Origin of the sequence: Shewanella indica (assembly GCF_033842865.1) — a bacterium.
GTDB classification, from domain to species: Bacteria; Pseudomonadota; Gammaproteobacteria; order Enterobacterales; family Shewanellaceae; genus Shewanella; species Shewanella indica.
In genome coordinates this window covers 3220333-3244344 of sequence record NZ_JAWXXR010000001.1, presented here as the reverse complement: position 1 = coordinate 3244344, position 24012 = coordinate 3220333, and the positions used below count along the sequence as shown (strand labels likewise).

The following is a 24012-nucleotide window of genomic DNA, read 5'->3' as shown; positions in this document are numbered from 1 at the left end:
AATGCAAGCGTAAGTACACAGAGTACTGTTTTACATCTTCCTTTCGTTAGAGGTGCTTAACCCGACGCTTGACCTCTTCCTGCTTACCGTGATTAAAGGGTCTGGCATCCGGGCTGCCAAGATACCCACAAACCCTGCGGGTCACAGACACCCGACTGGGCTCATGATTACCGCATTTGGGGCAGGTAAAGCCCTTGCTGGTACAGATAAACTCACCAGTAAAGCCACAGTCGTAACACTCATCTATCGGTGTGTTGGTTCCATAGTAAGGCACCCGGCTATAGCTGTAATCCCAGACATTCTCAAGCGCTTCCAGGTTGTGCTGCATATTCGGGTATTCGCCATAGCAGATGAACCCCCCATTGGCGAGCTCAGGATACGGCTGTTCAAAATCGAGTTTGTCGTAAGGGTTCACCTTCTTCTCTACATCCAGGTGGAAACTATTGGTGTAATAGCCCTTATCGGTGACACCATCAACCAGGCCAAAACGCTTGACATCCAGCTTGGCAAATCGGCTGCACAGGCTCTCACTCGGTGTGCTGTAGAGACTGAAACCATAACCGGTTTCCTCTTTCCAACGCACAGTGGCCGCCTTGAGGTGAGCCACTATGGCAACCGCTTTCTGCCTCAATGCTTCATCGTCAAACACATGAGTGTCTGTGCCATAAAGCGCATTGATTGTCTCATGCAGGCCAATGTAGCCCAGAGAGATGGAAGCTCGGCCATTTTTGAAGATTTCGGCAATGTTGTCATCACCGCGCAGGCGCACGCCGCAAGCCCCTTCCATATAGAGAATGGGCGCCACTCTGGCCTTGACGTTGGCCAGGCGTTCGATGCGGGTATCCAATGCCTTGCGGGCCATCTCCAGCCTTTGATCCAAAATGCGATAAAACTCGGCTTCATCGCCCTTGGCCTCCAACGCCACCCTCGGCAGGTTCAGGCTGACGACGCCTAAGTTGTTGCGACCTTCATGCAGCAGCTCGCCGTTTTCCTCATAGGTGCCAAGGAAACTGCGGCAACCCATAGGAGTCTTGAATGAGCCAGTAACCTTGACCACCTGCTCATAGTTAAGAATATCCGGATACATGCGGATGCTGGCACATTCGAGCGCCAACTGCTTGATATCGTAGTTGCAGTCGCCGGCCTTGTGGTTAATACCATCACGAATGGCAAACACCAACTTGGGGAAAACCGCTGTTTTACGGTTCTTGCCAAGGCCTTCCATACGGATCCGCAAAATAGACTCTTGGATCAGCCGTGACTCCCAGCTGGTACCCAAACCAAAACCGAAGGTAACAAAAGGCGTCTGACCATTAGCGGTATGCAGGGTATTGACCTCATATTCCAGCGACTGGAAGGCGTCGTGACACTCTTTCTTGGTCTGCTCTGTGGCAAACGCCTTGGCATCGGTAATCCCCCACTTGAGCGCCGTTTGATAATGCTTGTCGTAGCTCTTGGCCACAAAGGGGGCCAACACTTCATCTATGCGGTTGATGGTGGTGCCGCCATAAATATGGCTGGCGACCTGGGCGATGATCTGCGCGGTAACTGCAGTGGCAGTCGAGATGGATTTTGGCGTTTCAATCTCGGCATTGCCCATCTTGAACCCTTGGGTCAACATGCCACCGAGATCGATCAGCATACAGTTGAACATAGGGAAGAAAGGTGAATAGTCGAGATCGTGATAGTGGATCTCACCGGCCTCATGGGCGGCAACCACATCCTTGGGCAGGATATGATGTTTAGCATAATGTTTGGCGACAATACCGGCCAAGAGATCCCTCTGGGTGGGGATCACCTTGGAATCTTTATTGGCATTTTCGTTGAGCAAGGTCGCGTTACTCTGCTCGACCAGGCCGCGGATCTCCAGATTCAGGCGGCTGCTGGATTCACGGCAGATATCTCTGTCATGACGATATTCTATGTAGCTACGGGCCACTTGCTTGTACGGCCCTTCCATCAATAGATTTTCTACCCTGTCCTGCAACTCCTGGATATTGACCTCGGCCTTGTCGGTTACCGCCTGGGTGACCAAAGCTGCAACTGTGGCCGCATAGTCCGCATCTTCTATACCGCAGTGGCTAGAGGCCGCCAGCACCGCATCCCTTATCCTTGTTTCGTCGAACTGAGTACGGCACCCGTCCCGCTTAATCACTACCGGCATTTCTTTAATCTCCATGTTGTTTATTTAACACCATATATAGTGGTGTTTTATTAACCAAGCACTATATGTGGAGATTAAGCGACAAATCGCTCTTCAATACCATGATCTGGATCATGGTATTGAAGAGGATGAACAACACTATGGGATTAGTGCCGACGAGCACAACTTGTGGAGATTTTTCCCTTGACCGGGCTCCAAACGGCCGCTAGTCAGTACCTCTTTACCAAGGCCAGATAACTGTTGATTTGCCCACTGCCCTGCTGCTGGCTGCCCATGGCTGCAGCGGTGCGCATCAGCGCGCTGACACCACTGAGCCGGGATAACAGTTGCGGCTCTTGCAGTGCGGAGTCGACCTTGGCCGCTAGCTTGCTGCTGCCATTGCCGCTCTCTGCGCTCTTGGCAGTTTGGTTTTCGCCCTTGAGCACGGCATCCAACTGAGCCGCCACCTTGTTGGCCGCCAAAGAGCTCGATGGGGTATACATCATCCCCATATTGCCCATAAGACTGTCCGCTCCCTCAAGTGCATTGAGCAAAGGGCTTTGGCTGGCCTGTTGTCTGAGCAAACCAATCTGGCCTTGAATAAACTCCTTGAGGCTGACGTTATCCTTGGTATCAACTCCCATCAGGCCATTGCCCTGCAATTTGACCATCTGACTTTCAGACAACAGCCCTTCCTCGCCGAGGCGCGCCAACAGCTTGGGCAAATCGGCACTGCTGAACTGGCCTGAGCCGAAAAACTCCTTGGCCAACTCCTGCACCCGTGCGGCTCTTTTGCCATCGTTGGAGATAGATATGCTGTCCTGCCCTATATTTGCCGAGGTTGAGCCCTTGCTTTTGTTGTCACTGACAGTTTCAGTGTCGACAACCGAGAGGCCGCTGCCGCTGGTCAAACGATTGTTGACGCCATAGGCATCGACCCCGGACAATCTGGGATCAACAGAAGAATGGATTGGCTGCATGTCAGTTTTCCGTCATATCGACGTTCTATTGGTTGTTTTTAAGACAAGATTGCTTGAGAAATGTCAGAAAAACGCCCTTTGAGCGCCTTGATGCTAATGATGTGCTGAACTATGCAGAAAGTGTGCCCACACCGCAGAAAATGTGCCCACACCAAGCATTAATAAAAAGCGCCTGCTTCAGAGACGCCCCAACGCCGCATCAATCAGATGCGAGGCCTGCTGCACCGCCTTCTCACCGGCGGCAATGGCTTCACTGGCACGGTGGAACTCCATAGTGCCTATATCCGACACCTTAGGTACAATACAGATATCCGGTGGATCTCCCATTAAACGCGCGCGCTTGTGGCGCTGCTCCAGAATATCCATCGACTGTGACATCACAGCCAACATACCGGGTTCAGCCTTATTGCCAAGAGAGAACTTGTCGGTCAGGCCGGAAATATAATCCTTGCCCTTGGCCAACAGATCCATAAAACCACTCTCAGAGGAGTGTTCCGCCACTTTACTCTGCAATGAAGGTTCTTCGCTATTAAGCGCCACCGGCAACACTTGCAGTTGCTCGCGCCTATGACCATGCAAATCGACGCCTATCACCAAACTCGCGCCCATAGCTCTGGCCACAGACACAGGAATGGGATTCACCACAGCGCCATCCACCAGCCAGCGATGCCCCTGACGCACTGGCGACATGATCCCCGGCATGGAACAGGAAGCTCTGACGGCTTGGCGTAAATCCCCCTGACGGAACCAGATCTCCTGCCCTGAGTAGAGGTCGGTTGACACGGCAGTAAAAGGATATTTAAGTTCTTCAATCAGGAGATCACCGATGCGATCTTGAATGGCACTGAATACCTTATCACCACTGATGAGTCCGCCCTTACCCCAACTAATATCCATCAACCCCAACACATCCCAGCTGGAAAAACTGCGCACCCAGTCTTCCAGCTCTTCGAGGCGCTCATTGGCATAAGCCGCACCGACCAGGGCACCTATAGATGAACCGGCCACCTTATCTGGCTTTACTCCCATTGCTGCCAAGCCTTTGAGTACACCTATATGGGCCCATCCTTTGGCGGCGCCGCTTCCAAGAGCAACTCCGATACAGGGTTCATGACTCTGCGCCATCCTCTCTCCTTAATATTTTCTACCAATCACGCAGCCTAAGCTCAATCAGCCAAAGCAGCATACACCCGAAGCCGGAGCTGCTCCAGATTTTATCCCTGGAGCCTGTTGTGGTTAACTCAAGACATTTTAAAACCAGTCAGCAACCATTTCGACACTCTATTGACTAAATACATGCCCCACAGCGTAAAAGCCGTTATAATATGCGGTCGTTTTTATTGAGGAGTTTCACCTTTGCATTTTTCCGATTTTTCGCTGGATCAGCGTCTGCTGCAAACCCTTAAACATATGGGTATCGATGAGCCCACAGAGATTCAGCGTGAAGCGATTCCCGTGGCGCTGGCCGGGAAAGACCTGATGGCCTCATCCAAGACGGGCTCGGGGAAAACCTTGGCCTTTTTGCTGCCGGCGATGCAAAGGGTGATCTCCACCAAGGCGCTCAGCAAGCGCGATCCCAGGGTACTGATACTCCTGCCGACCCGTGAGCTGGCCAACCAGGTCTACGCTCAGTTGCGTCTACTGGTTGCCAATACCCAGTACCGGGCCATCAGTGTGCTTGGCGGGGAAAATTTCAACGATCAGGCCAAGGCGCTGGCGCGGGATCCGCATTTTATCGTCGCCACCCCGGGGCGGATTGCCGATCACCTGTCACAACGCCATCTGTATCTGGAAGGGCTGGAACTGCTTATTCTTGACGAAGCCGACCGCATGCTGGATCTCGGCTTTGCACCACAACTCAAGGCAATCAACGACGCCGCCAACCATAGACGGCGGCAAACCCTGATGTTTTCGGCCACTTTGGAACATGAAGAGGTCAATGATATCGCCGCCACCTTGCTCAATGACCCGCAACATGTGGCCATTGGCGCCGCCAATGCCGAGCATCAGGACATACACCAGCGGATTTTCCTCTGTGACCATCTGGATCATAAAGAGACGCTGCTGATTGAACTGCTAAAGCGCGAACAACAGCGTCAGGTGATCATATTCACCGCTACCCGCCAGGATACCGACAGATTAGCCGAAAAGCTCAAGCAACAAGGCTACAGCGCGGTGGCGCTCAGTGGTGAACTGCGCCAAAGTGCCCGTAACCAGATAATGGATCAGTTCAGCCGCGGCCAGCAGCAAATTCTGGTGACAACCGACGTGGCCTCCCGCGGTCTGGATCTGGTGAACGTCTCCTTGGTGGTCAACTTCGACATGCCCAAGTTTGCCGAAGAATATGTCCACCGTATCGGCCGTACCGGCCGCGCCGGCGCCAAGGGCGACGCCCTGTCTCTGGTGGGCCCCAAGGACTGGTTCAACTTCAAGAAGGTGCAGAGCTTTCTCGGTCGCCGCTTCGAGTTCAGTTCCCTGGAGGGGCTCGAACCCAAATTCAGTGGCCTGGCCGATCCCAAACGCCAGAGCAGCAAACCAAAGAATACCAAAGCCAGCAAACCCAAGGGCCGCAGCAAAACAGCGGCTAAACCGGGCAAGGCCAAGTCAGGCAGAGACAAGCGCTTTATTACCGGGGTGGATGTGGGCGATGCCCCAATGAGGCGTAAACCCGCTCCAGTAAATAACGGCAATGAAAGCGACTCCGAATCATAAGATTAACATTAGCCGCCGGTGCGGCATGATGAACTACAAGGAATACCATGAAAGTTTGTGCGGTTGAATTAAAAGGCGGCGAAGCCGTCATCTGTTTACTGAGCGCCCAGGGGGACGTATTCAACGTTCCTGATTGCCGCCGTCACTCATTTACCTTGAGCAACCCTGCCAGCCAGGAAGCAATTAGAGAATTCCAATTCGCCTTCAATAAGCTGATGGAAGACTATCAGGTCGAACACGTCGTGATTATTGAGCGCGAATACAAGGGTAAGCTGGCCGGCAGCTCTGTCAGCTTCAAGTTCGAGGCGGCCATTCAACTGGGTAAGTTACCGGTAACAATGCTGACACCTCAAAGCATTAAAGAGCAGCTGAAACGCAATCCACCACAAGTGGACTTCAGCGGCCTGGAACTGAAAAAGTTCCAGGAGAATGCCTTTGAAGCCGCTTATGCCTTCCAGCAGATGCGGATCTACAAGAAGGTCTGAGCCCTTGAGCGGTTTTGATTATCTGGCCCACTACAGCGACGAGATAAAGCAACAGGTTCAGCAGCTCAGCCAAGTGGGCAAACTGGCTGAATACCTGCGAAAACGTCATCCTGAGTTACACCAGATCCGCAGTGATAAAGCGCTTTGGGACTATACCCAAGCGCTGAAGCAAACTTATCTGCGTCAATCAAACCCGCTTGCCAAAGTGTGTTTTGACGACAAAATCAGCCTCAGCCATCAGGCGCTGGGGCTGCATACCTACGCCGCCCGAAAGCAAGGGCACAAACTCAAGACCAAGAATGAAATCCGTATCTCCTCCCGGCTGAAACGGGCACCTGAAGCCTTCTTGCGGATATTGGTGGTACATGAACTGGCGCATCTGAAGGAAAAAGAGCACAACAAAGCCTTCTACAAGCTGTGCACCTATATGGAGCCGGACTATCATCAGTTGGAATTTGAATTGAGACTTTACCTCAGTCTTCTGGACGCCAATCAAGACCCTTATCCGGCTTGAATCCCCTCCTGCTCCTCAAACAATAGCAGTTAATTCCCAGAGCTGTCGTTCCTTGTTTATGGTAGTGATAGTGACGCTATGACAAAGCAAATACCTATAGCGGAAAGTCACACTGATTGACGAAGCAAGGGTTACTCTGCTTCGAATTCCTTCGAATTTAACTATTTATTTTGATGTCTATAAAACCGGCTTATCTGCTGATAAAGAAGCTTGGCAAGCTATCATTTTTATGGCTAACTGAGCGACGCACTAATAAAAGATGGACGCGGTGCCAACATCAAAAAATCATTATAAATATCGTATTAAAGGGAATAATAATTATGATAAGAAGGAGTTTAACAGTCCTTGGGGTAATATTTTTTATTAACGCTTGTGCCAATATACCACTCGGCACCATGCTCAGCCTGAGTTCTTTCGATAAGCAGGATTTTGCCGAATTAAACCCGCGAGTTATCAGATCGCAGATCCTCATCGATGAACCGGGTAAACTCAAGATTGATGCCACTGAACTGACCCTGGAACTGGATACCAGCCAGGGAGTATCCCGGTATAGTTTCCCACTCAAATTGGAGTCTATTCAAGTTATCCCCCAAAATGAGGGCCTTTTCAGCAGCAGTCCCGCACAAAATCATTATCAATTGGCACTCACTGATACGGCAATAAACAGCTTCCAGCAAGTACAAACATTGATAAATACCGAGACACCTACCCAATATAGCTTTTCTATTGATGCAGGTCTTGATGAGATGAGCAAGCCAGTGAAGGAAATTACCTTGTCGGTTTTGATCAAACTGACCGAAGATCAGGGATATCTGACTTTGATAGATAACGCGACACTCAACCTTGAGCAACAGCCTTGACCCCGGATTTAATTAAGACTGAATCCAAAACAACCAATAACAACTCAAGGAAATCGGTATGCAGATTGACCTTTTACAGCAAGTTGATGACGACCTGCAAAATGAGCTTATCGACAAACTCAGAACCTATAATCACAGCTATATAAACGAAAGCAGTCAACCCCTGGCCGCCATCGCCCGCGATTCCGAGGGGCAACTCATTGGTGGCGTGAGTGGCCGCAGCATCTATCGCCAGTTGCTGATTGAGGTGGTTTGGGTCGCGAAGGAGCATAGAGGTTCAGGTCTTGGCAGCCGCTTAATGGCTCTGTGCGAGCAAGAGGCAATCAAACGGGGGTGTCTGGCTGCGCAGCTCGACACTTTGTCGTTTCAGGCGCCGGCATTTTATGCCAAACAAGGGTTTGAAGTTGTCGGCTCGGTCAGTGGAATTCCCGGCAGCCCGGACAGGTATTTTATGTGTAAACGCTTCAATGGCTGAAGGCCAGGCTGCGACATGCCCTTCCCCTTCAACAAAACGTCGACTGAAGCCGGTATTATCATGCTCCTCCCCCCAAATGACTGAGAACGCCATGACACTGACACAACTCAAGAAACTGTTACAGCAATGCCCCAACGCCACTGCCGACTATCCTTTTGGTCCTGAAGCCAGAGTCTATAAAGTCATGGGTAAGATGTTTGCCCTGCTGGCCGAGCAGGAAACGCCCCCTAGGGTGACACTCAAGGCCAAACCTGCCGACGTACAGGCACTGATCGATAGCTTTGAGGCGATAGTGCCCGGCTATTACATGAATAAGCAGCATTGGTTCACGCTAACCTTGAATGGTGAGGTCAGCGAGGATATGCTCCGTGACCTGATTGAGGCATCCTACGCTCTGGTTGTCAGTAAACTGACCCAGGCGCAACAAGCCCAGTTGCAACAGCAAAACACCTAAAAATGACTTTTCAGATTGAGGGAACAATCAAGATGCGTGCCAGCCTGCGACAAAAAGTTATCCATGTCTGCCAGCAAAAAATCGCCCAGAAGGGCGAGAATGTTGGCGTCTCCTTCTATGCCTTCTTTGCCAACAAGAATGATGATCCCGAGTTGCTCATGGAGGCCGCTAGCTGGTGGATCCAGACCCACAAACTGGATCACTTTGAGAAGGCCCGCAAAATTCTGCAAATGGTGCAAGCCGGGCAATAACCTATGGTGACAGGATCCTACCGGCATAGAGGCTTTAAACAGATCTCCCGCTCGGCACTCGATGCCATGGGTAAGCCCTTCCCTATTTTGCATCTGTCGCTTGATACCTCAAAAGGGTAACTGATTGATGTCCAAGGAAGATGAGTTAAACAAAAAATATCGCGCTCTGCCCCGCGGCGCTCGTTGGCACTTAAAGCTGGATGCCGATGGGCGAGCCTACTTTATTGGCAGACAGCAAACCCTGGCTACAATCTGGGGCTTTATCATGCTGGTTCCCCTGTCGGCCTCAAGTTTAATGGCTGTGGTGCTGACAGGTAAATCACAGGTATTTCATGCCGTCTCGGCCTTGCTGTTGTTAACCCTGGCAATTGGCTGTTTGGGGGTAAGAAGGCGTTGGCTGTTTGACCCTAAAAGCGCTGAGATTCAAGAATACACCGGCTGGTGGCGTATAAAAGCCAAGCCCCGCAAAACCCTGCCCTACAGTCAACTCTCTATTCATATTACCCCACTGGCGCAAACGCCAAATGGGGTACAGCTGGTGCTGCTCGGACAGCGCCACACCCTGACAGATATGGCTGAAGCACTGGCATTGATAGGCTTTTTGCGCGGCTGCGCCGGCCCGCTTGCAGTCAATGAACTTGAAGTCTATGAACTTGAAGTCTATGAAAAAGTCACTGCCTGGCCCGAGTTGAAAGCCGTGCCCTTTGACACAGCTCCAAGCAACTCGGCGCCGGAGGCCGAGAGCCAGACCGCAAAATCCCCCCATACCGAAACCAAGCCTCTGAAAGCCGCGACTCAAACTGGCCAATCCAGCAGTCAGTACCGGCCCATTTGGGAGCAACACCTGATGTGGAAACTGGCACTGCCGCTGCCGCTTTTTGCCCTGCTCGGACTGCTGATGACACGCTTAGGGAGCTGAGCCATGGCGCACTGGAACAAATATTCCTCACAAAGGGCCGAGTTGGTGTTTGGCCGCTGGACCTGGTTAATCGGTCTGCCGCTGGCGGCGCTGACTCTGGCACAGGTGTATTTCGGGCTTAACCCTGAATTGCTGCTCGGTTGGGCCATGGGGGCAACACTCGGCTGGCACGCGCTGTTCTGTCGCCATAAAATCTTGATAGACAAAAATACCTGTGTGCTGGAGCACAGCATTCGCAGTATCTACCCCATAGGGCAACTCAAGGTGCCACTGGCCGAAATCAGCGGATTTTGCCTCTGCCCTCACTTCGGCGAGCCCAGATACTGGGACTTGATCTTGATGCTCAAGGATGGTCAGAGAGTGACGTTGCTGAGACGTAAGGGCAAGGCCGCCATGCAGGAGCTGGGTAAAGAACTGGCCGATGTCAGCGGCCTGGCCTATGACGAAGAGTTCAGAGACTGAATCCATAACCGTCTATGCCGGCATAACGGCGATAAAACCATCAGATACCTAGCCATTGATAAAGTAACCGCTTGAGAAATCCGTAGCGCTCCAGTAATTTGGGCCAAGTTTCATTGCTTGGTGCCATTACCGAGCTTTAAGGAGTCGAGATGCAATCTGCACTGGTAAGCAGCGAGTGGTTGGCCGCTCATCTTTCTGATCCCAAGTTGGTCATTTTGGATGCCAGCATGGACAAGGTGATAGGCCGCGAGCCGATAGTCTACGATGAGCCCTGCTTTATTGCCGGTGCCCGGCGGCTGGATCTGGAGCGGGAGTGCACAGATCTGCAGTCCAGCGAGTTACACGCCCTGCCGAGTCAGGCCCAGTTTACCGAGCTGGTGCAGCGGCTCGGCATCGACCAGGACAGCACTGTCGTCATCTATGACAACCAGGGTATCTACTCATCACCCCGCGGCTGGTGGTGTTTCAAGGTCATGGGGTTTGAGCAGGTGTTTGTTCTCGACGGCGGTCTGCCCAAATGGCTCAAAGAGCAGCGCCCCTGTGCCGACAAGCCGGCGACCAGGTTTCCGCGCGGTAACGCCTGTGGGCAATATCAAGCGGAAAAGGTCTGTAACGCCCCCCAGGTATTGGATACCTTGGCAGGCAAGCAGGCCATGATACTGGATGCCAGGGCCAGTTTACGCTTTCTCGGCCAGAGTCCCGAACCCAGAGAAGGCGTGCGCAGCGGCCATATTCCCGGCGCCGTGAATCTGCCGTTTGCCGAAGTGCTGGAGGGCGACAGCCTGAAACCTCAGCCGGCACTGGAGCAGATTTTTCTGCATCTGGGTGCCATGGACGCCAGACGCAGCGGCAAGCCTTTGATCTTCAGTTGCGGCTCAGGGATCACCGCCTGTATTTTGATCCTGGCGGCCTATCAGGTACGCCTCGATGCCCTGATACTCTACGATGGCTCCTGGGCCGACTGGGGCAGCAAGGCCCATCTGCCGCTGGCAACAAGTTAAGACCCAAGCCGTTATAAACCAAAGCGGTTAAATATCAGGGCGGTTAAAAATCAGGGCTGTTAAAAACCATCTCTCGCTTTCAGCCCAACTGAAGGCGAGCAGCAAACACTTCTCTAGCTTCACCTTCCCCCTCAATCTCAAGCCTGCTTCCCCAAGCAGGCTTGTTAACATTGTCCCGCCCATCAGCTTCCCCCTCCCAAAGAGAGCCAAGGCTGCTTATGCTTGTCTAAAGAAAGCCTTAAGCCCTTTCCTTAAGGCGCGCCCGGCCAGCAAGGGCCAATACGGCTATGCCTATGTGCTCAACAGCTCGGTCAATGAAGTCGTGTGTCACGGGGTTCAGTCGGAGCAGCAGTTGCTGAAGGCCAGCGATATTGTCAATCTGGATATTACCCTCGAAAAAGATGGTTTTATTGCCGACTCCAGCAAGATGTACCTGATGCCACAGGCATCGTCTTTGGCCAAACGCCTGGAACTGCGAGCCGGTATGTGGTTTACCATAGAGCCGATGATCAACCAGGGCGGCGCCAAAATAAAGACCAAGAAAGATGGCTGGACAGTAGTGACCCGGGATAAAAAACTCTCGGCCCAGTGGGAGCACAGCATACTGGTGACAGATACCGGCTATGAAGTGCTGCCCCTCCGAGATGAAGAGCGCTGAACCACAGCGCTCATCCCAAACGCTTACGGAACCTCAATGAAGCGAGCAACACGCCTCCCAGGGTGAACGCCCCCAGCCAAAAGGCATCTTTAGCCAACATCAGGATATCGGCCTCACGCAGGACTATGGCGCGCACCATACGCATAAAGTGCGTCGCCGGCAGCGCTTCGGCAATCCACTGCGCCGCAATTGGCATAGCTTCGTAAGGAAACATAAAGCCTGACAACAAAATAGAGGGCAGCAGGATAAATACCGTCAGCTGCATCGCCTGCAATTGGGTCTTGGCAATGGTGCTGATCACCAGGCCCAAGCTCAGACTGGCAAAGATAAACAGCAAAGAGGCCAGCAACAAGCTGTCCAGACCGCCGCGCACCGGCACACCGAACAGGAAGTGGCCCACGCTGAGGATAATACTCACCTGAATAAGCCCCACCAGCACATAGGGGATGATTTTCCCCACCATCAGCTCCATGGGTTTGACCGGGGTGGTGATCAGAAACTCCATATTGCCCTGCTCTCTTTCCCTGACAATGGCGGCAGAGGTGAACATGATCATTGTCATGGTCAAAATCACCGCCAGCAAGCCGGGCACTATGTTAACCACAGTGCGCTGCTCCGGGTTGAAATACTGCACCACCTCAAAGCTTGGCACCCGGTTTTGGCTGCTGAAATCGGCCACTTCATCGAGCGGCATGCTTCTCAGGCTACGGATCGCGGCGGCGATAACCGTATCCGAGCCATCCACCAGCCACTGGGCCACGGGCCGGGTAAGCTGGCTGTCGCTTTGACGACGGTCGAAGGCTGGATGATTCACCAGACGGGCATTGAGATCCGCCGGCAAATAGAGCACGGCGCGCACTTCCCCCGAGGTGATGGCCGCCTCGGCCTGTTCGATAGAGGCGTATTTTGCCTTGAAGTCCACCACCTGGGTGGCCTTTACCGCCTGCACCAAGGCCCGGCTGTAGCTGCTGGCGGACATATCCACCAAGCCGGCGGGCAGATGCCTGGCATCGGTATTGATGGCGTAGCCGAACAGCAGCAGCTGCACCAGAGGGATCATCACTATCATGCCGAAGGTCATCCTATCCCGCGACAGCTGCCTGAGCTCCTTGAGCATGATCGCCAATATCCTAGCCCACATGTCGACCTCCGGTGCAGGATACAAACACATCTTCGAGACTGGGGCGCGCCATGGCGAGCTTGCGCCCATCGCAATAGGGGCTGAGAAAGGCGATGGGATCTGTGGCATCACGCCGCACCAACACCCTGAGCCGGGTGCCTACCTGAGCGGCAGAAACAACCTCAGGCAAGGCCACCAACTGTTGTTTGAGCGCCCTTAGCTGCTCACCGCTCACTTCCACCACGCTGGCGTCCATCTGCTGCATCAATTCGGCCGGGGAGCCATCGGCCCGCTTGGCGCCACGCTCAAGGATTGCCAATGCATGGCAGCGCTCCGCCTCGTCCATGTAGTGGGTTGACACCAAAATAGTGGTCCCGGCGGCGCAGAGATCGAACAGCCGCTCCCAAAACTCGCGGCGGTTTTCCGGATCGACCGCCGAGGTGGGTTCATCGAGAAACAACAGCTCGGGGGAGTGCAGCGTGGCGCAGGCCAGAGCCAGACGCTGCTTCTGACCACCACTCATGGAGCCGGCCAACTGAGACTCCCTGCCCTCCAGGCTATACAGATGCAGCAGCTCTTCAATGCGCGCCTTGCCGCGGCGGCCGAACAGGCCATAAATACTGGCGACAAATCTAAGGTTCTCCAGCACAGACAGATTATCGTAGAGAGAGAACTTCTGGGTCATATAACCTATACGTTGCTTGAGCGCCTCTTCGTTACCGGCAAGCGGCTCTCCCAATACGGTCACCTCACCGGCATCCGGCAACAACAGGCCGGTAAGCAGCCGGATCGCAGTGGACTTGCCGCAACCGTTGGGGCCGAGAAAGCCGTAAATACTGCCACGGGGGATGGCAAGACTGAGATTATCCACCGCGGTCAACTCACCAAAGCGCCGGGTCAGCCCATGAGCTTCAATGGCTAGGGGAGCTTCAATGGCCTTGGAAGAATCAATGGACAAGGTGGCTTGAGTGGCCGAAGAAGCACCGGCATCAGCTGACTGAGTCATGGCAGTCGTACCTCCAGCGCCAGCCCTGAGGGCAGAAACTCGGCGCCCTCGACATCGATATCTGTCAGATACATCAATCTGGCACGATCGCGCTCATTGAGGGCATAAAACGGGGTAAAGGCTGGTTGGGAACGGATATTTCTGACTGTGCCTTTGAGCGGCTGCGCCACCCCATCGACCCAGACCTCCAGCTTGTCGCCGCGGGAAAGCTTACTGATGGCCGTTTGCGGCAGATAGACTCTGGCATAGGGTTTATCCAGTGCCAAAAGCGCGACAAGTTGAGTGCCCTGAGCCACTCGATCGCCCCTCTTCCAGGGCAATATGTCCACCTCTGATGCCAGCGGCGCCCTGAGACTGAGGTCGTCCAAGGCTTTCTCCTCGGCCTTGAGCGCCGCCGCTACGGCTGCCACTCTGGCTTCGGCCTGGGCCAGTTGTTCGCTGCGGGTACCGTTTTCCAGTTGCAGCCAGTGTTCATTGGCCTGCTCGACCAAGGCTTTGGTGTGATCCCGCTCGGCGATGGCCGCATCCAGCTCCGCCTGCCCCACCACTTTGGCGATAAACAGCTCGCGGGTGCGCTGATATCTGAGTCTGGCTTCGGTCGCGGCTGCCGTTGCCGCCTCTATGGCGGCTCTGGCCGCCCGCCGCTCTTCTACCCTGGCACCTTGTTGCAGCTCATCAAGCCTGGCGCCGGCCTCAGCCAATTCGGCGCGGCGCTGTGCCACTCTGGCTGCCGCGCTGCGGCTGTCCAATTGCAGCAACAACTGCCCCGCCTCGACCTTGTCACCCTCGGCCACATGGATATCGGCTATCTGCTCGGCAACGGGGGCTGAAAGCTGGATACGATCCCGCTCCAGTGTGCCCATGGCGCGGCTTTCGCCGCTGTCGCCACAAGCTTGCAACAGCAATAGTGTCGCTGTCAGTATCAGGGATATCTTGTTCATTGGGGTTCCTCACTGCCCGGGTTGGCGGCAATATCCTGGCGCAATAAGCCTTGATGCAGGACTTTGGCATTGTGCTCTGCCAGCTGTTTGAGCCAGGTTTCATTCAATTCGACGCCGAAATCCCGCATCAGATGGGCCGGGGCGATCAGCGGAAACACCATCAGGCTGACAAAACTCAGCCGTGCCAAGCTAGGGTCCAGGTTGGGATTTAGGCCTTGATCTTGCCCAAGCTGGCGGATCCACAGCCTCGAGCGGCTGAGCATGTCACTGAACACGCTGGCAAGGGCATCAAAGGCTTCACAGCCTTCTCTGTGATTCAATACCTGGATGATAAGCCCGGGCAAGGCCGGGTTGGCAGCCATGGCGCGGTAATAGACCTGCATCAACTCAAATGGCCCGCCAAAACCTGGCTCAGGCCTTTTCTTGCTCGGATCAAGACTCATCTTGCTCCGCTCAGAACCTTTGTTGCTCGGCTCAGGGCTATTGTTACCAAGCTCAGGGCTGTTATTGCCAAGCTCAGGGCTGTTTGCAGAGCCCTCACTGGCAGATTGATGACTTTGCGCGGCATTGTAGTGTTTGAAGGCTTCCAGTACAGGGGCGATAGTGTCTCTGACCATGGCCTCAAACAGGCCTGCCTTGGAGCCGAAGTAATAACGGATCATCGCCGCATCCACTCCCGCCTTGCGTGCCAGCTCTCGAGTGGAAACCCGCTCATACCCCTTCAGGGTAAAGCAACTGCGCGCGGCTTCTATCAAAGCATCCCTGGCCCCTGACTGGCCTTTAGGACGACCGGCTGTGGCTTTCATCCCCTGCTCCTCAAAAATTCTTCTTGTGATGAATATACTCAGTTTAGTGCTTATATGGCAGTGAGTTAATTCTCCATTCGTGCCTATGTTGGGGAATTTAGTCGGCCCGGTTCAAAGGATATTTGCGCAAGCTTGCTCCGCTGTATTAGGGAATTCTTGCAAAGGACTAAGGCCATTTGCTGCGAACCACGCCTTGCATTCCGGTCTGTAAGCCGACATAGAGCACACATAGGACTTGTGCGCACCTTCCTTGGACTCCACCCTTTGCCTCGCCGCCGATTGCGCCAACTCCGTCACTCTTGACTCAATCGCCGGCAATCCCACCACAGTCAGTTCCGCCACTCTCTATTCAGTCTTTATCTGAGCAATTTGTTGTGATTGATACAGGGGTCCAATCAAGGCGGTTACATCTTTACACAAATCAAGTGAGAATCATTTGCATTTGTATTTGAGTGCGTGCTAATTTGTCGCCGCTGTCGTTAAGAAAAGGATGACAGCAAAAAAGGAATGGCCCAGGGAAAGGCCGAAGTAGTTCCTTATCCCTGGGTGACTTGTCATTGATGACTGACCTCATGTCAGTCGCAAAGGAGGCAAAAGTGACCCACCCCAGCATGGAGCCTGAACAGGCGAGCAATGACCCGAGCTATGATGCCGCCGGCCATCTGCCGTTCGCTCCCCACACTGAACTCTTTGGTATCGCACCCGAACACCACTACTCCCGCTTGATGCAACTGGGCATGGATACCCTGAAACACCGCCTTGAACGGCTGGATGGCCCCAGCAGTGGCATTCGCCCCGAAGAGCTGCAAAGCGCATTTTCCGATATCAATCTCAACCGTCCCCTCAGGGACATGAAGCAAGTTCTGGCCGAACTGGACAAGCTCTATCTCAGCCACGCCATCTATTTCCAACACCCGGATTATCTGGCCCACCTCAACTGCCCTGTGATGCTCACATCCTTGTTGGCCGAGCTGTTGAGTTCAGCCATCAATACTGCGGTGGAAACCTGGGATCAGAGCGCCGGCGGGACTCTGATTGAACAGAAGGTTATCGACTGGGCCTGCGAGCGCGTGGGATATCAGGGATTTGCTGACGGTGTCTTCACTACCGGCGGCACCCAGTCCAACCTGATGGCGCTGCTGCTTGCCAGGGAGTTAGCCGGCAGCCTTGAGCCGGGTCACAGAGGCAATGTTCTGGCCGGTCTGGCTACCAATGCTCACCGCTACCGCATTCTGTGCTCTGAATTCAGCCATTTCAGCATCCAAAAAGCGGCCGCACTTTTAGGGTTGGGACACGAGGCGGTAGTGAGTGTCGGTTGTGATGCCAATCGGCGCATGGATCCCAAGGCGCTGGCGGGCAAACTCAGGCAGCTCAAAGCGGCAGGACTGATCCCCATCGCCGTGGTCGCTACCGCAGGGACCACTGACTTTGGCGCCATAGATCCCATAGCGCCCATCGCTGCCCTTTGCCGCGAGTTCAGCTGTTATTTGCATGTGGATGCAGCCTACGGCGGCGCCTTGTTGCTGTCACCTACCCAACGCCAACGCCTCGAAGGCATAGAGTTGGCCGACTCTGTCAGCCTGGATTTCCATAAGTCCTTCTTCCAGCCCGTGTGCTGCTCGGCGCTGTTGGTCAAGGACAAAGGCGTGCTCGGTTACCTCACCTACCATGCCGATTACCTCAACCCTGAATCCCAGGCCCAGGCCGGAGTACCGGATCTGGTCAACAAGAGCCTGCAGACCACCCGCAGGTTTGATGCCCTCAAGCTATGGCTGAGCCTGAGAGCCGCCGGGCCGGATGCCATAGGCGAGATGTTCGATACCCTGATTGCCACCACAGCCGAGCTTTATAAAAGCTTTAGCCGTTTCCCCGAATTGCAGACGGCGCAGCGCCCGTCGCTGACCACCCTGGTGTTTCGCTTCAACGACCCGGCACTGGGCAGCGCCGAACTGGATGAATGTAATCGCCATATCCGCGCTCGTCTGGCCCGCGAAGGCCGCGCCATGATTGCAGCGACCAAGGTGGCCGGCAGCCAATATCTCAAGTTTACCCTGCTCAACCCTCACACCCGACTCGAGGATATCGAAGCCGTATTGACCGACATCTGCAAAATCGGTCGCGAGCAGGCCCGTCACTACAAGACCAGCGCGCTTTGCAGCGCCTGAGGAGGAACTGATGCAAACCAAAATTTACGATATCCTGGGTATAGGCATCGGCCCCTTTAACCTGAGCCTAGCGGCCCTGACCGAGCCGCTTGACGGTCTTGAGTGTCTGTTTGTCGATGCCGGCGCCGGTTTCGACTGGCATCCCGGCATGTTGCTGGAATCCTCCAGATTGCAGACCCCTGTTATGTCGGACCTGGTGACCATGGCCGATCCCACCAGCCGCTACAGCTATTTGAACTTCGCCAAACAGACAGGCCGACTCTACAGCTTTTATATTCGCGAAAGCTTCTTCCTGCCGCGGCAGGAATATAATCGCTACTGCCAATGGGTCTGCGCCGAGCTGAGTAACCTTAAATTCAATTTCAAGGTCACCCGGGTCAGTTTCGATGCCGAAACCGACACCTATCTGGTCAAGGGGCAGGACAGAGTCAGTGGCCAAGAGCTGAGCCTGCGCGCCCGCCACCTGGTGCTGGGAACCGGTACCCAACCCTGGATGCCCCACTTCTGCCCCGGCGCCGACAAGCGGGTACTGCACTCGGCCAACTATCTGCACCGTAAACAGGCGCTGCAGAGCCAAAATGACATCACCATAGTCGGTAGCGGCCAGAGCGCGGCAGAGATCTTCGAAGATCTGCTGCTGGATATCGACAAATACGGTTATCGCCTGCGCTGGCTCACCCGCTCACCAAGATTCTTCCCGCTTGAGTACACCAAGCTGACACTGGAGATGACCTCGCCGGAATATATCGACTATTTCCACGCCCTGCCCGAGGTGCAGCGCCGAGAGCTTATCGGCTCACAGAAGAGCCTCTATAAGGGGATCAACGCCGATCTGATCAACAGCATCTATGATCTGCTTTACCAAAAACGCCTGCACTGTGACTTTGATGTACAGCTGCTGACCAACACGGCACTGCAAAGCGTTCACAGCGACGGACAGCAACTGCTGCTGGGTTGCAAACATACGGAGCTTGAACAGGAGTTCGAACTGACCAGTTCGGCACTGGTGCTGGCCACCGGCTACTGCTACCGACTGCCGGACTTTCTCGAGCCGCTCCACTCGCAGCTGCTGTTCGATCAAAAGGGCGATCCCGATGTCCAGCGTCATTATCACATAGACAAGGCCGGGCGAATTTTTGTTCAGAACCTGGGGCTGCACACCCACGGGCTGTGTTCGCCGGATCTGGGAATGGGCTGCTATCGCAACGCCACCATATTGCGGCAGATCCTGGGCCAAGCACCGTACGAGATAGAGCAGCAAATTGCCTTCCAGAGCTTTGGTATTCCCAAGCAAGACGCCAGTGCACCCAAACACCGGCACAGCAGCAATCACGCATTGCAGCGGGAGGCCAGCTGATGACCTCTCAAACAGCAATCAATCCGGCTGCCGACACAGCCGGCTTCAGCGCCAGATACGGCTTTGCGCCGGGCAAGCGCCTCAAGATCAACGACTTTGATTTTTGCGCCTATCAGGAAAGCGAGCACTTTGACACCCTGAGCGACTGGCTCGGCCGCGACTATGCCGCCTTCTGGGGCATGCAATCCTTGACGCCCACCGAGCGCCGCGTTGAGCTCGCCCCCGCTGCAGATAAGTTTGGCCTGATGGCCTATCGCGGCGCTGAGCCTGTGCTCTATACCGAGCTGTACGATCCCCGCTTTGATGAAGTGGGCCAACACTTTGACTGCCAACACGGCGATTGCGGCATGCATTTGCTGCTGGCTCCTCCCACTAAGCCGCAGCGCGGTTTCAGCCGCCAGGCCATCACAGCTGTGGCGTCTCTGATACTGCAGCATCTGGGCTTTGCCCGCCTGGTGGTAGAGCCGGATATCAACAACCACAAGATACACCCGCTGAACCGTGCGGTAGGCATCTGCTACAGCCACGCCATTCAACTGGAAAACAAACAAGCCATGCTGGGTTTTTGCACCCTGCCTGGGTTCAGTGCCGCACTGGCAACAGGAGCCACACAATGACAGCATCCATTATCGAACAGCCCCGTCTCAGCCATCTGACGCCTGCCATCTGGAACCAGGCAAGCCGCCATCTGCTGGCGAAAATTCTCAGTGAATTCAGTCATGAAAAGCTAATAGCACCAGAGCTGTTGTTGCCAGCAGAAGCAGAGCAAGAGGCCTGTTGGCAGCTCAAGCTGGATAGCCGGGATGGTCAGCTCTGCTACCGCTTCAGCGGCCGCCGTTATCAGCTGGATCAACTGCAGATAGCGCCGGACTCCATCGAGTGTTTCAAAGATGGCGAGCTGCAACAGCCGGACGCCATGCTGCTTATCATCGCCCTCAAGGAGAGGCTCGGCATAAGCGATACACTGCTGCCCACCTATCTTGAAGAGATCACCAGCACCCTCTACAGCAAGGCCTTCAAACTCCTGTGGCAGGCAAAGCCGGTGCAGGAGCTGGTGGATTGCGACTATCAACAGATAGAAGCGGCCATGACCGAAGGCCACCCTGTGTTTGTCGCCAACAATGGCCGCATAGGTTTTGATGTCGATGACTGGCGTGTCTTTACGCCGGAGAGCGGCCAACCGCTGCAACTCGAGTGGCTGGCGGTCAGCAGTGAACATACCAGCCTGGCGTTGATAGCTGGGCTCGACTATCGCCAACTGCTGCAAGAGGAGTTGGGCGATGCCTTGCTGCTCAGATTTGAGCAGAAAATACGGCAACAGGGCAAAAACCCGGACGATTATTTTCTGATGCCCGTTCATCCATGGCAGTGGCGCGAAAAGATCAGCCGCATATTTGCCGCCGATCTGGCCCGCGATCGCCTCATTTACCTGGAACAAGGCCATGATAAATATCAGGTGCAGCAATCCATCCGCACCTTCTTCAACCTCAGCCAACCCAAGCGCTGTTACGTGAAGACGGCGCTGTCGATTCTCAATATGGGCTTTATGCGGGGTTTATCGCCCTACTACATGAGCCGCACCCCGGAGATCAACGCCTTTGTCGCCGAGCTTATCGACAGCGACCCTTTCTTTGCCAAGCAAAGATTTGTGCTGCTCAGGGAAATCGCTGCCATAGGCTATCACCACAGGTATTATGAGCAGGCGCTGGAGAAAGACACCCCCTACAAGAAGATGCTCTCGGCACTGTGGCGTGAAAGCCCTTATGCTCTGAGCTTCCAGGGCGAGCCTTTGGTAAAACCCGGCCAGCAACTGATGACCCTGGCGGCCCTGCTGCACCAGGACAATCAGCAGCAGAGTCTGCTGGCGGCGCTTATCGAGGCTTCCCCCCTGAGTGCCCACGACTGGATGAGCCGACTGCTGGATCTTTACCTTACCCCCTTGCTGCACGCCTTCTTTGCCTACGATCTGGTGTTTATGCCCCATGGCGAGAACCTTATTCTGGTGCTGGATGACAAGGTGCCTGTCACCATATTGATGAAGGACATAGGCGAAGAAGTCGCAATTCTCAACGGCAATGCGCCGCTGCCGGGACGGGTGGCGCAACTGGCGGTCTCCCTCGAAGAGGAGATGAAACTCAACTACATACTGCTGGATATTTTCGACTGTATCTTCCGCTTTATGGCGCCGCTGCTCGATAGCCACACCAGCCTGAGAGAACAGGGATTCTGGGCTCTGGTGGCTGGAAAGGTACGTGATTATCAGGCCTCCCACCCCCAGTTTGCCGATAAGTATCGCCGCTACGATCTGTTCCAGCCGACCTTTGTCCGTACCTGCCTGAACCGGATCCAACTCAATAACAACCAGCAGATGATAGATCTCGAAGACAGGGAGAAGAACCTGCGCTTTGCCGGCGATATCGACAATCCGCTGCACCCCTTTGCCGCCAGCCACAGCTTTGGAATTACATCAACCCAGACCGAGCGTCTTGCAGACCCGGCCTTATAACCCTTCCAGGAAGTAACAGGAAATGGATATTAATATGCAAACCCTTAATGGCTTCAAACCGACTCCCATAGCCCTTCTCTGCTCTGTGCTATTGAGCGCCCCGGCGTTCGCCGCCGACAAGAGTGAGGCCCATGAGAAAGAGATGGAGGTACTGACAATCGTCGGTGCCAAAGACAAAACCGCAAGCTACAAGGCGAGCGACATGAGCACGGCCACCGGCATGAAGCTGTCGTTTCTCGAAACGCCGCAGTCTGTCACAGCCGTCACCGCCAAGGCCATTGAAGATCAGCAGCTCAACTCAGTCATAGATGTTATGACCAGTGTCGCCGGGATCAACGCCCGCCCTTCGGACAACGACAGATACTCCATCAGCGCCCGCGGGATCTCGGTCAGCAGCATTCTCTATGATGGCGTGGCAACCACCTATGACACCCGTTTCAACTATGGCGATAACCTGATGGACAGCGCCCTTTACGAGCGCATCGAAGTGGTACGCGGTGCCACCGGCTTAATGCTGGGTGCCGGTAGCCCTTCCGCCGCCATCAATTTGGTGCGAAAACGGCCCACTGCCGAGTTTCAAGGCAGCGTCAGCCTGAGCAGCGGCTCCTGGGATATGCTGCGCGGTGTGGTCGATCTCTCCGGCGGCCTCAATCAGGATGCCAGCATCCGTGGCCGGGTGGTGCTGGCCTATCAGGACAGGGAGAACTGGCAACACAGATATGAGCAGCAGCGGCAAACCCTGTATGGCATCCTGGAGGCTGATTTAGGAGCCAATACTCTGCTGACCCTGGGCAGTGATTTCCAGCATACCAGGCCGGAAGGCACCATGTCCGGCGGCTTGCCGCTGTTTGACAGTGATGGCAACCGCACCAATTACGACCGCCATGTATCCACCGCCCCCAGTTGGGCCTCCGCCAAGACAGATGCGCTCAACAGCTTTGTGACTCTGGAGCATCATTTCAGTTCAGACTGGACCCTTAAAGGCAGCTATATCTATGGCGACAACAGCCTGGAGTTTGATGTGCTCTGGCCCATGAAAAATCCGGATCCCGTCACCAATGAAGGCATGGTCCCCGGCTCTTTGGCCTTTATCGACGGCAGTCGCACTCAGCACACCTTTGATCTCAAGCTGTCCGGCAACTTCAACGCCTTTGGCCGCAACCATCAACTGGTGGCCGGCGCCAATCAACAAAAACAGGATTTTGCCAACCCCTACTATGGCGCACTCGGCGCCAGGCCACCTCTGGGAGACTTCCGCCAACCCGGCTTTGATTACCCAAAGCCGCAATGGAGCGATAAGGTGCTCTACGGCTCCTGGGGTGAAACCAAGCAACAATCTGTCTATGTCGCTTCCCAACTTGAGCTGACCGATGCCCTGTCCATGGTGCTCGGTGGCCGCCTGGATAACTGGGAGACTGATCAGGATAACTTTGGTGCCAAACACGACTATAAGGTCGATGGTGAGTTCACCGGCTACCTGGGACTGACCTATGCCCTGAGCGACGAATATGCCCTGTATGCCAACTACACGGACATTTTTACTCCGCAAAATAAGGTTCAGGCTGATGGCCGTTACCTGGACCCCATCAAGGGCAGCAACTATGAGGCCGGGATCAAGGCCAGCCTGTTCGATGAGGCGCTGGACTTGTCACTGGCCGCCTTTGAGATCCGTCAGGACAATGTTGGTGAGCGAACCGGCGAAAACCTGCCCAACAGCACTAATCCTATTTATCTCAGTGTCGACGGCACCAAGACCCGGGGTTTCGAGTTTGAGGTCAACGGCTCCATCAATGACAACTGGGATCTTTACCTGGGCTACACCCAGTTTGATACCGAAAATCCCGAAGGCCAAAAGATCAACACCACCAACCCGGAGCGGCAACTCAAGCTCTTTACCACTTATGAGTTCGATGGCTGGCTTCACGGATTGCAGCTGGGCGCCGGGGTCAACTGGCAGAGCCGCATCTATAGCCAAGTCTCAAAACCGGACGGAAAAAAGGTTGAAGTGGAGCAAGGCAGCTACGCCCTGGTGAAGTTGATGGCGAGATACAAGTTCAATGAACAGTTGAGCCTGAGAGCCAATCTGGATAACGCCCTCGACAAAAGCTATTACAGCCAGCTCGGCTTCTATAACCAATTCCAGTATGGCGCGCCGCGTAATTTCAGCGTCACCCTGGACTACCGTTTCTGAGCCGCG

At 54.5% G+C, this 24012-nt stretch carries 22 protein-coding genes and 1 pseudogene; 16 read left to right on the top strand and 7 right to left on the bottom strand.

Going from position 1 to position 24012, the window contains the following annotated elements; all coding sequences use genetic code 11:
• Positions 1–46: 46 nt before the first annotated feature.
• From nrdD to rssA, 3 genes are all read right to left on the bottom strand, one after another.
• Positions 47–2164 (bottom strand): anaerobic ribonucleoside-triphosphate reductase, encoded by a 2118-nt coding sequence (nrdD, locus tag SIL79_RS14495; RefSeq protein ID WP_039032850.1) that lies wholly within the window; start codon positions 2162–2164, stop codon positions 47–49.
• 209 nt (positions 2165–2373) lie between these two features.
• Positions 2374–3123, bottom strand: coding sequence for a hypothetical protein (locus SIL79_RS14490; protein ID WP_039032849.1), 750 nt, complete (start codon positions 3121–3123; stop codon positions 2374–2376).
• A gap of 177 nt (positions 3124–3300) precedes the next feature.
• Entirely contained in the window at positions 3301–4248 is a 948-nt protein-coding gene (gene rssA, locus SIL79_RS14485) for a patatin-like phospholipase RssA (RefSeq protein ID WP_039032848.1), read from the bottom strand.
• Between the two features lie 231 nt (positions 4249–4479).
• Between rssA and SIL79_RS14480 the strand changes: the two genes are divergently transcribed.
• The 11 genes and pseudogenes from SIL79_RS14480 to SIL79_RS14430 all read left to right on the top strand — a co-directional run.
• Entirely contained in the window at positions 4480–5835 is a 1356-nt protein-coding gene (locus tag SIL79_RS14480) for a DEAD/DEAH box helicase (RefSeq protein ID WP_039032847.1), read from the top strand.
• 47 nt (positions 5836–5882) lie between these two features.
• Positions 5883–6320, top strand: a complete 438-nt coding sequence (locus tag SIL79_RS14475; protein WP_039032846.1) for a DUF3010 family protein — start codon at positions 5883–5885, stop codon at positions 6318–6320.
• Positions 6321–6324: 4 nt separating this feature from the next.
• Positions 6325–6834, top strand: coding sequence for a M48 metallopeptidase family protein (locus tag SIL79_RS14470; protein ID WP_162206245.1), 510 nt, complete (start codon positions 6325–6327; stop codon positions 6832–6834).
• 320 nt (positions 6835–7154) lie between these two features.
• Positions 7155–7694, top strand: coding sequence for a hypothetical protein (locus tag SIL79_RS14465; protein ID WP_319619410.1), 540 nt, complete (start codon positions 7155–7157; stop codon positions 7692–7694).
• A 58-nt stretch (positions 7695–7752) separates the two neighbouring features.
• The gene (locus SIL79_RS14460) at positions 7753–8169 is read left to right on the top strand and encodes a GNAT family N-acetyltransferase (RefSeq protein WP_162206247.1); all 417 of its coding nucleotides are present in this window, start codon (positions 7753–7755) and stop codon (positions 8167–8169) included.
• A 91-nt stretch (positions 8170–8260) separates the two neighbouring features.
• Positions 8261–8623, top strand: coding sequence for an MmcQ/YjbR family DNA-binding protein (locus tag SIL79_RS14455; RefSeq protein WP_039032897.1), 363 nt, complete (start codon positions 8261–8263; stop codon positions 8621–8623).
• 32 nt (positions 8624–8655) lie between these two features.
• Positions 8656–8874: a DUF6500 family protein gene (locus tag SIL79_RS14450; protein WP_039032896.1), complete on the top strand. Its 219-nt coding sequence runs from the start codon at positions 8656–8658 to the stop codon at positions 8872–8874.
• Between the two features lie 127 nt (positions 8875–9001).
• On the top strand, positions 9002–9793 hold the full coding sequence (locus SIL79_RS14445) for a hypothetical protein (protein ID WP_039032842.1): 792 nt from the start codon (positions 9002–9004) through the stop codon (positions 9791–9793).
• A 3-nt stretch (positions 9794–9796) separates the two neighbouring features.
• Positions 9797–10255 carry a hypothetical protein gene (locus tag SIL79_RS14440; protein ID WP_039032841.1) on the top strand — a complete coding sequence of 153 codons (459 nt, stop codon included), beginning with the start codon at positions 9797–9799 and terminating at the stop codon, positions 10253–10255.
• Between the two features lie 149 nt (positions 10256–10404).
• Entirely contained in the window at positions 10405–11256 is an 852-nt protein-coding gene (locus SIL79_RS14435) for a sulfurtransferase (protein ID WP_319619409.1), read from the top strand.
• Positions 11257–11506: 250 nt separating this feature from the next.
• A pseudogene (locus SIL79_RS14430) lies at positions 11507–11914 on the top strand (M24 family metallopeptidase); the annotation flags it as partial.
• A 10-nt stretch (positions 11915–11924) separates the two neighbouring features.
• Here the strand turns inward: SIL79_RS14430 and SIL79_RS14425 are convergent.
• From SIL79_RS14425 to SIL79_RS14410, 4 genes are read right to left on the bottom strand one after another with little or no spacing between them, the layout of a single operon-like run.
• Complete coding sequence (locus SIL79_RS14425; protein ID WP_039032838.1) at positions 11925–13055, bottom strand: ABC transporter permease; 1131 nt, start codon at positions 13053–13055, stop codon at positions 11925–11927.
• Positions 13045–14040 carry an ABC transporter ATP-binding protein gene (locus SIL79_RS14420; RefSeq protein WP_234500756.1) on the bottom strand — a complete coding sequence of 332 codons (996 nt, stop codon included), beginning with the start codon at positions 14038–14040 and terminating at the stop codon, positions 13045–13047. The genes SIL79_RS14425 and SIL79_RS14420 overlap by 11 nt, the downstream gene beginning before the upstream one ends.
• Positions 14037–14981, bottom strand: a complete 945-nt coding sequence (locus SIL79_RS14415) for an HlyD family secretion protein (protein WP_071475915.1) — start codon at positions 14979–14981, stop codon at positions 14037–14039. Before SIL79_RS14415 ends, SIL79_RS14420 begins: the two co-directional genes overlap by 4 nt.
• The gene (locus SIL79_RS14410; RefSeq protein ID WP_319619408.1) at positions 14978–15787 is read right to left on the bottom strand and encodes a TetR/AcrR family transcriptional regulator; all 810 of its coding nucleotides are present in this window, start codon (positions 15785–15787) and stop codon (positions 14978–14980) included. The genes SIL79_RS14415 and SIL79_RS14410 overlap by 4 nt, the downstream gene beginning before the upstream one ends.
• 596 nt (positions 15788–16383) lie before the next feature.
• On the opposite strand from SIL79_RS14410, the gene SIL79_RS14405 reads away from it, so the two are divergent.
• The 5 genes from SIL79_RS14405 to SIL79_RS14385 are packed head-to-tail and all read left to right on the top strand — an operon-like array spanning position 16384 to position 24006.
• Entirely contained in the window at positions 16384–17952 is a 1569-nt protein-coding gene (locus SIL79_RS14405) for a pyridoxal phosphate-dependent decarboxylase family protein (protein WP_319619407.1), read from the top strand.
• Positions 17953–17962: 10 nt separating this feature from the next.
• Positions 17963–19309: a lysine N(6)-hydroxylase/L-ornithine N(5)-oxygenase family protein gene (locus tag SIL79_RS14400; protein WP_319619406.1), complete on the top strand. Its 1347-nt coding sequence runs from the start codon at positions 17963–17965 to the stop codon at positions 19307–19309.
• The gene (locus SIL79_RS14395) at positions 19309–19926 is read left to right on the top strand and encodes a GNAT family N-acetyltransferase (RefSeq protein WP_144360773.1); all 618 of its coding nucleotides are present in this window, start codon (positions 19309–19311) and stop codon (positions 19924–19926) included. The genes SIL79_RS14400 and SIL79_RS14395 overlap by 1 nt, the downstream gene beginning before the upstream one ends.
• On the top strand, positions 19923–21815 hold the full coding sequence (locus SIL79_RS14390; RefSeq protein WP_319619405.1) for an IucA/IucC family protein: 1893 nt from the start codon (positions 19923–19925) through the stop codon (positions 21813–21815). Before SIL79_RS14395 ends, SIL79_RS14390 begins: the two co-directional genes overlap by 4 nt.
• 22 nt (positions 21816–21837) lie before the next feature.
• The gene (locus SIL79_RS14385) at positions 21838–24006 is read left to right on the top strand and encodes a TonB-dependent siderophore receptor (RefSeq protein WP_319619404.1); all 2169 of its coding nucleotides are present in this window, start codon (positions 21838–21840) and stop codon (positions 24004–24006) included.
• The last annotated feature ends 6 nt before the right edge of the window (positions 24007–24012 follow it).

Excerpts from the sequence above, each read along its gene's own strand:
- SIL79_RS14425 (WP_039032838.1), bottom strand. The coding sequence starts at position 13,055 with ATGTGGGCTAGGATATTGGCGATCATGCTCAAGGAGCTCAGGCAGCTG.
- SIL79_RS14450 (WP_039032896.1), top strand. The coding sequence starts at position 8,656 with ATGCGTGCCAGCCTGCGACAAAAAGTTATCCATGTCTGCCAGCAAAAA.
- SIL79_RS14455 (WP_039032897.1), top strand. The coding sequence starts at position 8,261 with ATGACACTGACACAACTCAAGAAACTGTTACAGCAATGCCCCAACGCC.
- SIL79_RS14400 (WP_319619406.1), top strand. The coding sequence starts at position 17,963 with ATGCAAACCAAAATTTACGATATCCTGGGTATAGGCATCGGCCCCTTT.
- SIL79_RS14475 (WP_039032846.1), top strand. The coding sequence starts at position 5,883 with ATGAAAGTTTGTGCGGTTGAATTAAAAGGCGGCGAAGCCGTCATCTGT.
- SIL79_RS14415 (WP_071475915.1), bottom strand. The coding sequence starts at position 14,981 with ATGAACAAGATATCCCTGATACTGACAGCGACACTATTGCTGTTGCAA.
- SIL79_RS14420 (WP_234500756.1), bottom strand. The coding sequence starts at position 14,040 with ATGACTCAGTCAGCTGATGCCGGTGCTTCTTCGGCCACTCAAGCCACC.
- SIL79_RS14445 (WP_039032842.1), top strand. The coding sequence starts at position 9,002 with ATGTCCAAGGAAGATGAGTTAAACAAAAAATATCGCGCTCTGCCCCGC.
- SIL79_RS14440 (WP_039032841.1), top strand. The coding sequence starts at position 9,797 with ATGGCGCACTGGAACAAATATTCCTCACAAAGGGCCGAGTTGGTGTTT.
- nrdD (WP_039032850.1), bottom strand. The coding sequence starts at position 2,164 with ATGCCGGTAGTGATTAAGCGGGACGGGTGCCGTACTCAGTTCGACGAA.
- SIL79_RS14490 (WP_039032849.1), bottom strand. The coding sequence starts at position 3,123 with ATGCAGCCAATCCATTCTTCTGTTGATCCCAGATTGTCCGGGGTCGAT.
- SIL79_RS14390 (WP_319619405.1), top strand. The coding sequence starts at position 19,923 with ATGACAGCATCCATTATCGAACAGCCCCGTCTCAGCCATCTGACGCCT.
- SIL79_RS14435 (WP_319619409.1), top strand. The coding sequence starts at position 10,405 with ATGCAATCTGCACTGGTAAGCAGCGAGTGGTTGGCCGCTCATCTTTCT.
- SIL79_RS14385 (WP_319619404.1), top strand. The coding sequence starts at position 21,838 with ATGGATATTAATATGCAAACCCTTAATGGCTTCAAACCGACTCCCATA.
- rssA (WP_039032848.1), bottom strand. The coding sequence starts at position 4,248 with ATGGCGCAGAGTCATGAACCCTGTATCGGAGTTGCTCTTGGAAGCGGC.
- SIL79_RS14410 (WP_319619408.1), bottom strand. The coding sequence starts at position 15,787 with ATGAAAGCCACAGCCGGTCGTCCTAAAGGCCAGTCAGGGGCCAGGGAT.
- SIL79_RS14395 (WP_144360773.1), top strand. The coding sequence starts at position 19,309 with ATGACCTCTCAAACAGCAATCAATCCGGCTGCCGACACAGCCGGCTTC.
- SIL79_RS14460 (WP_162206247.1), top strand. The coding sequence starts at position 7,753 with ATGCAGATTGACCTTTTACAGCAAGTTGATGACGACCTGCAAAATGAG.
- SIL79_RS14465 (WP_319619410.1), top strand. The coding sequence starts at position 7,155 with ATGATAAGAAGGAGTTTAACAGTCCTTGGGGTAATATTTTTTATTAAC.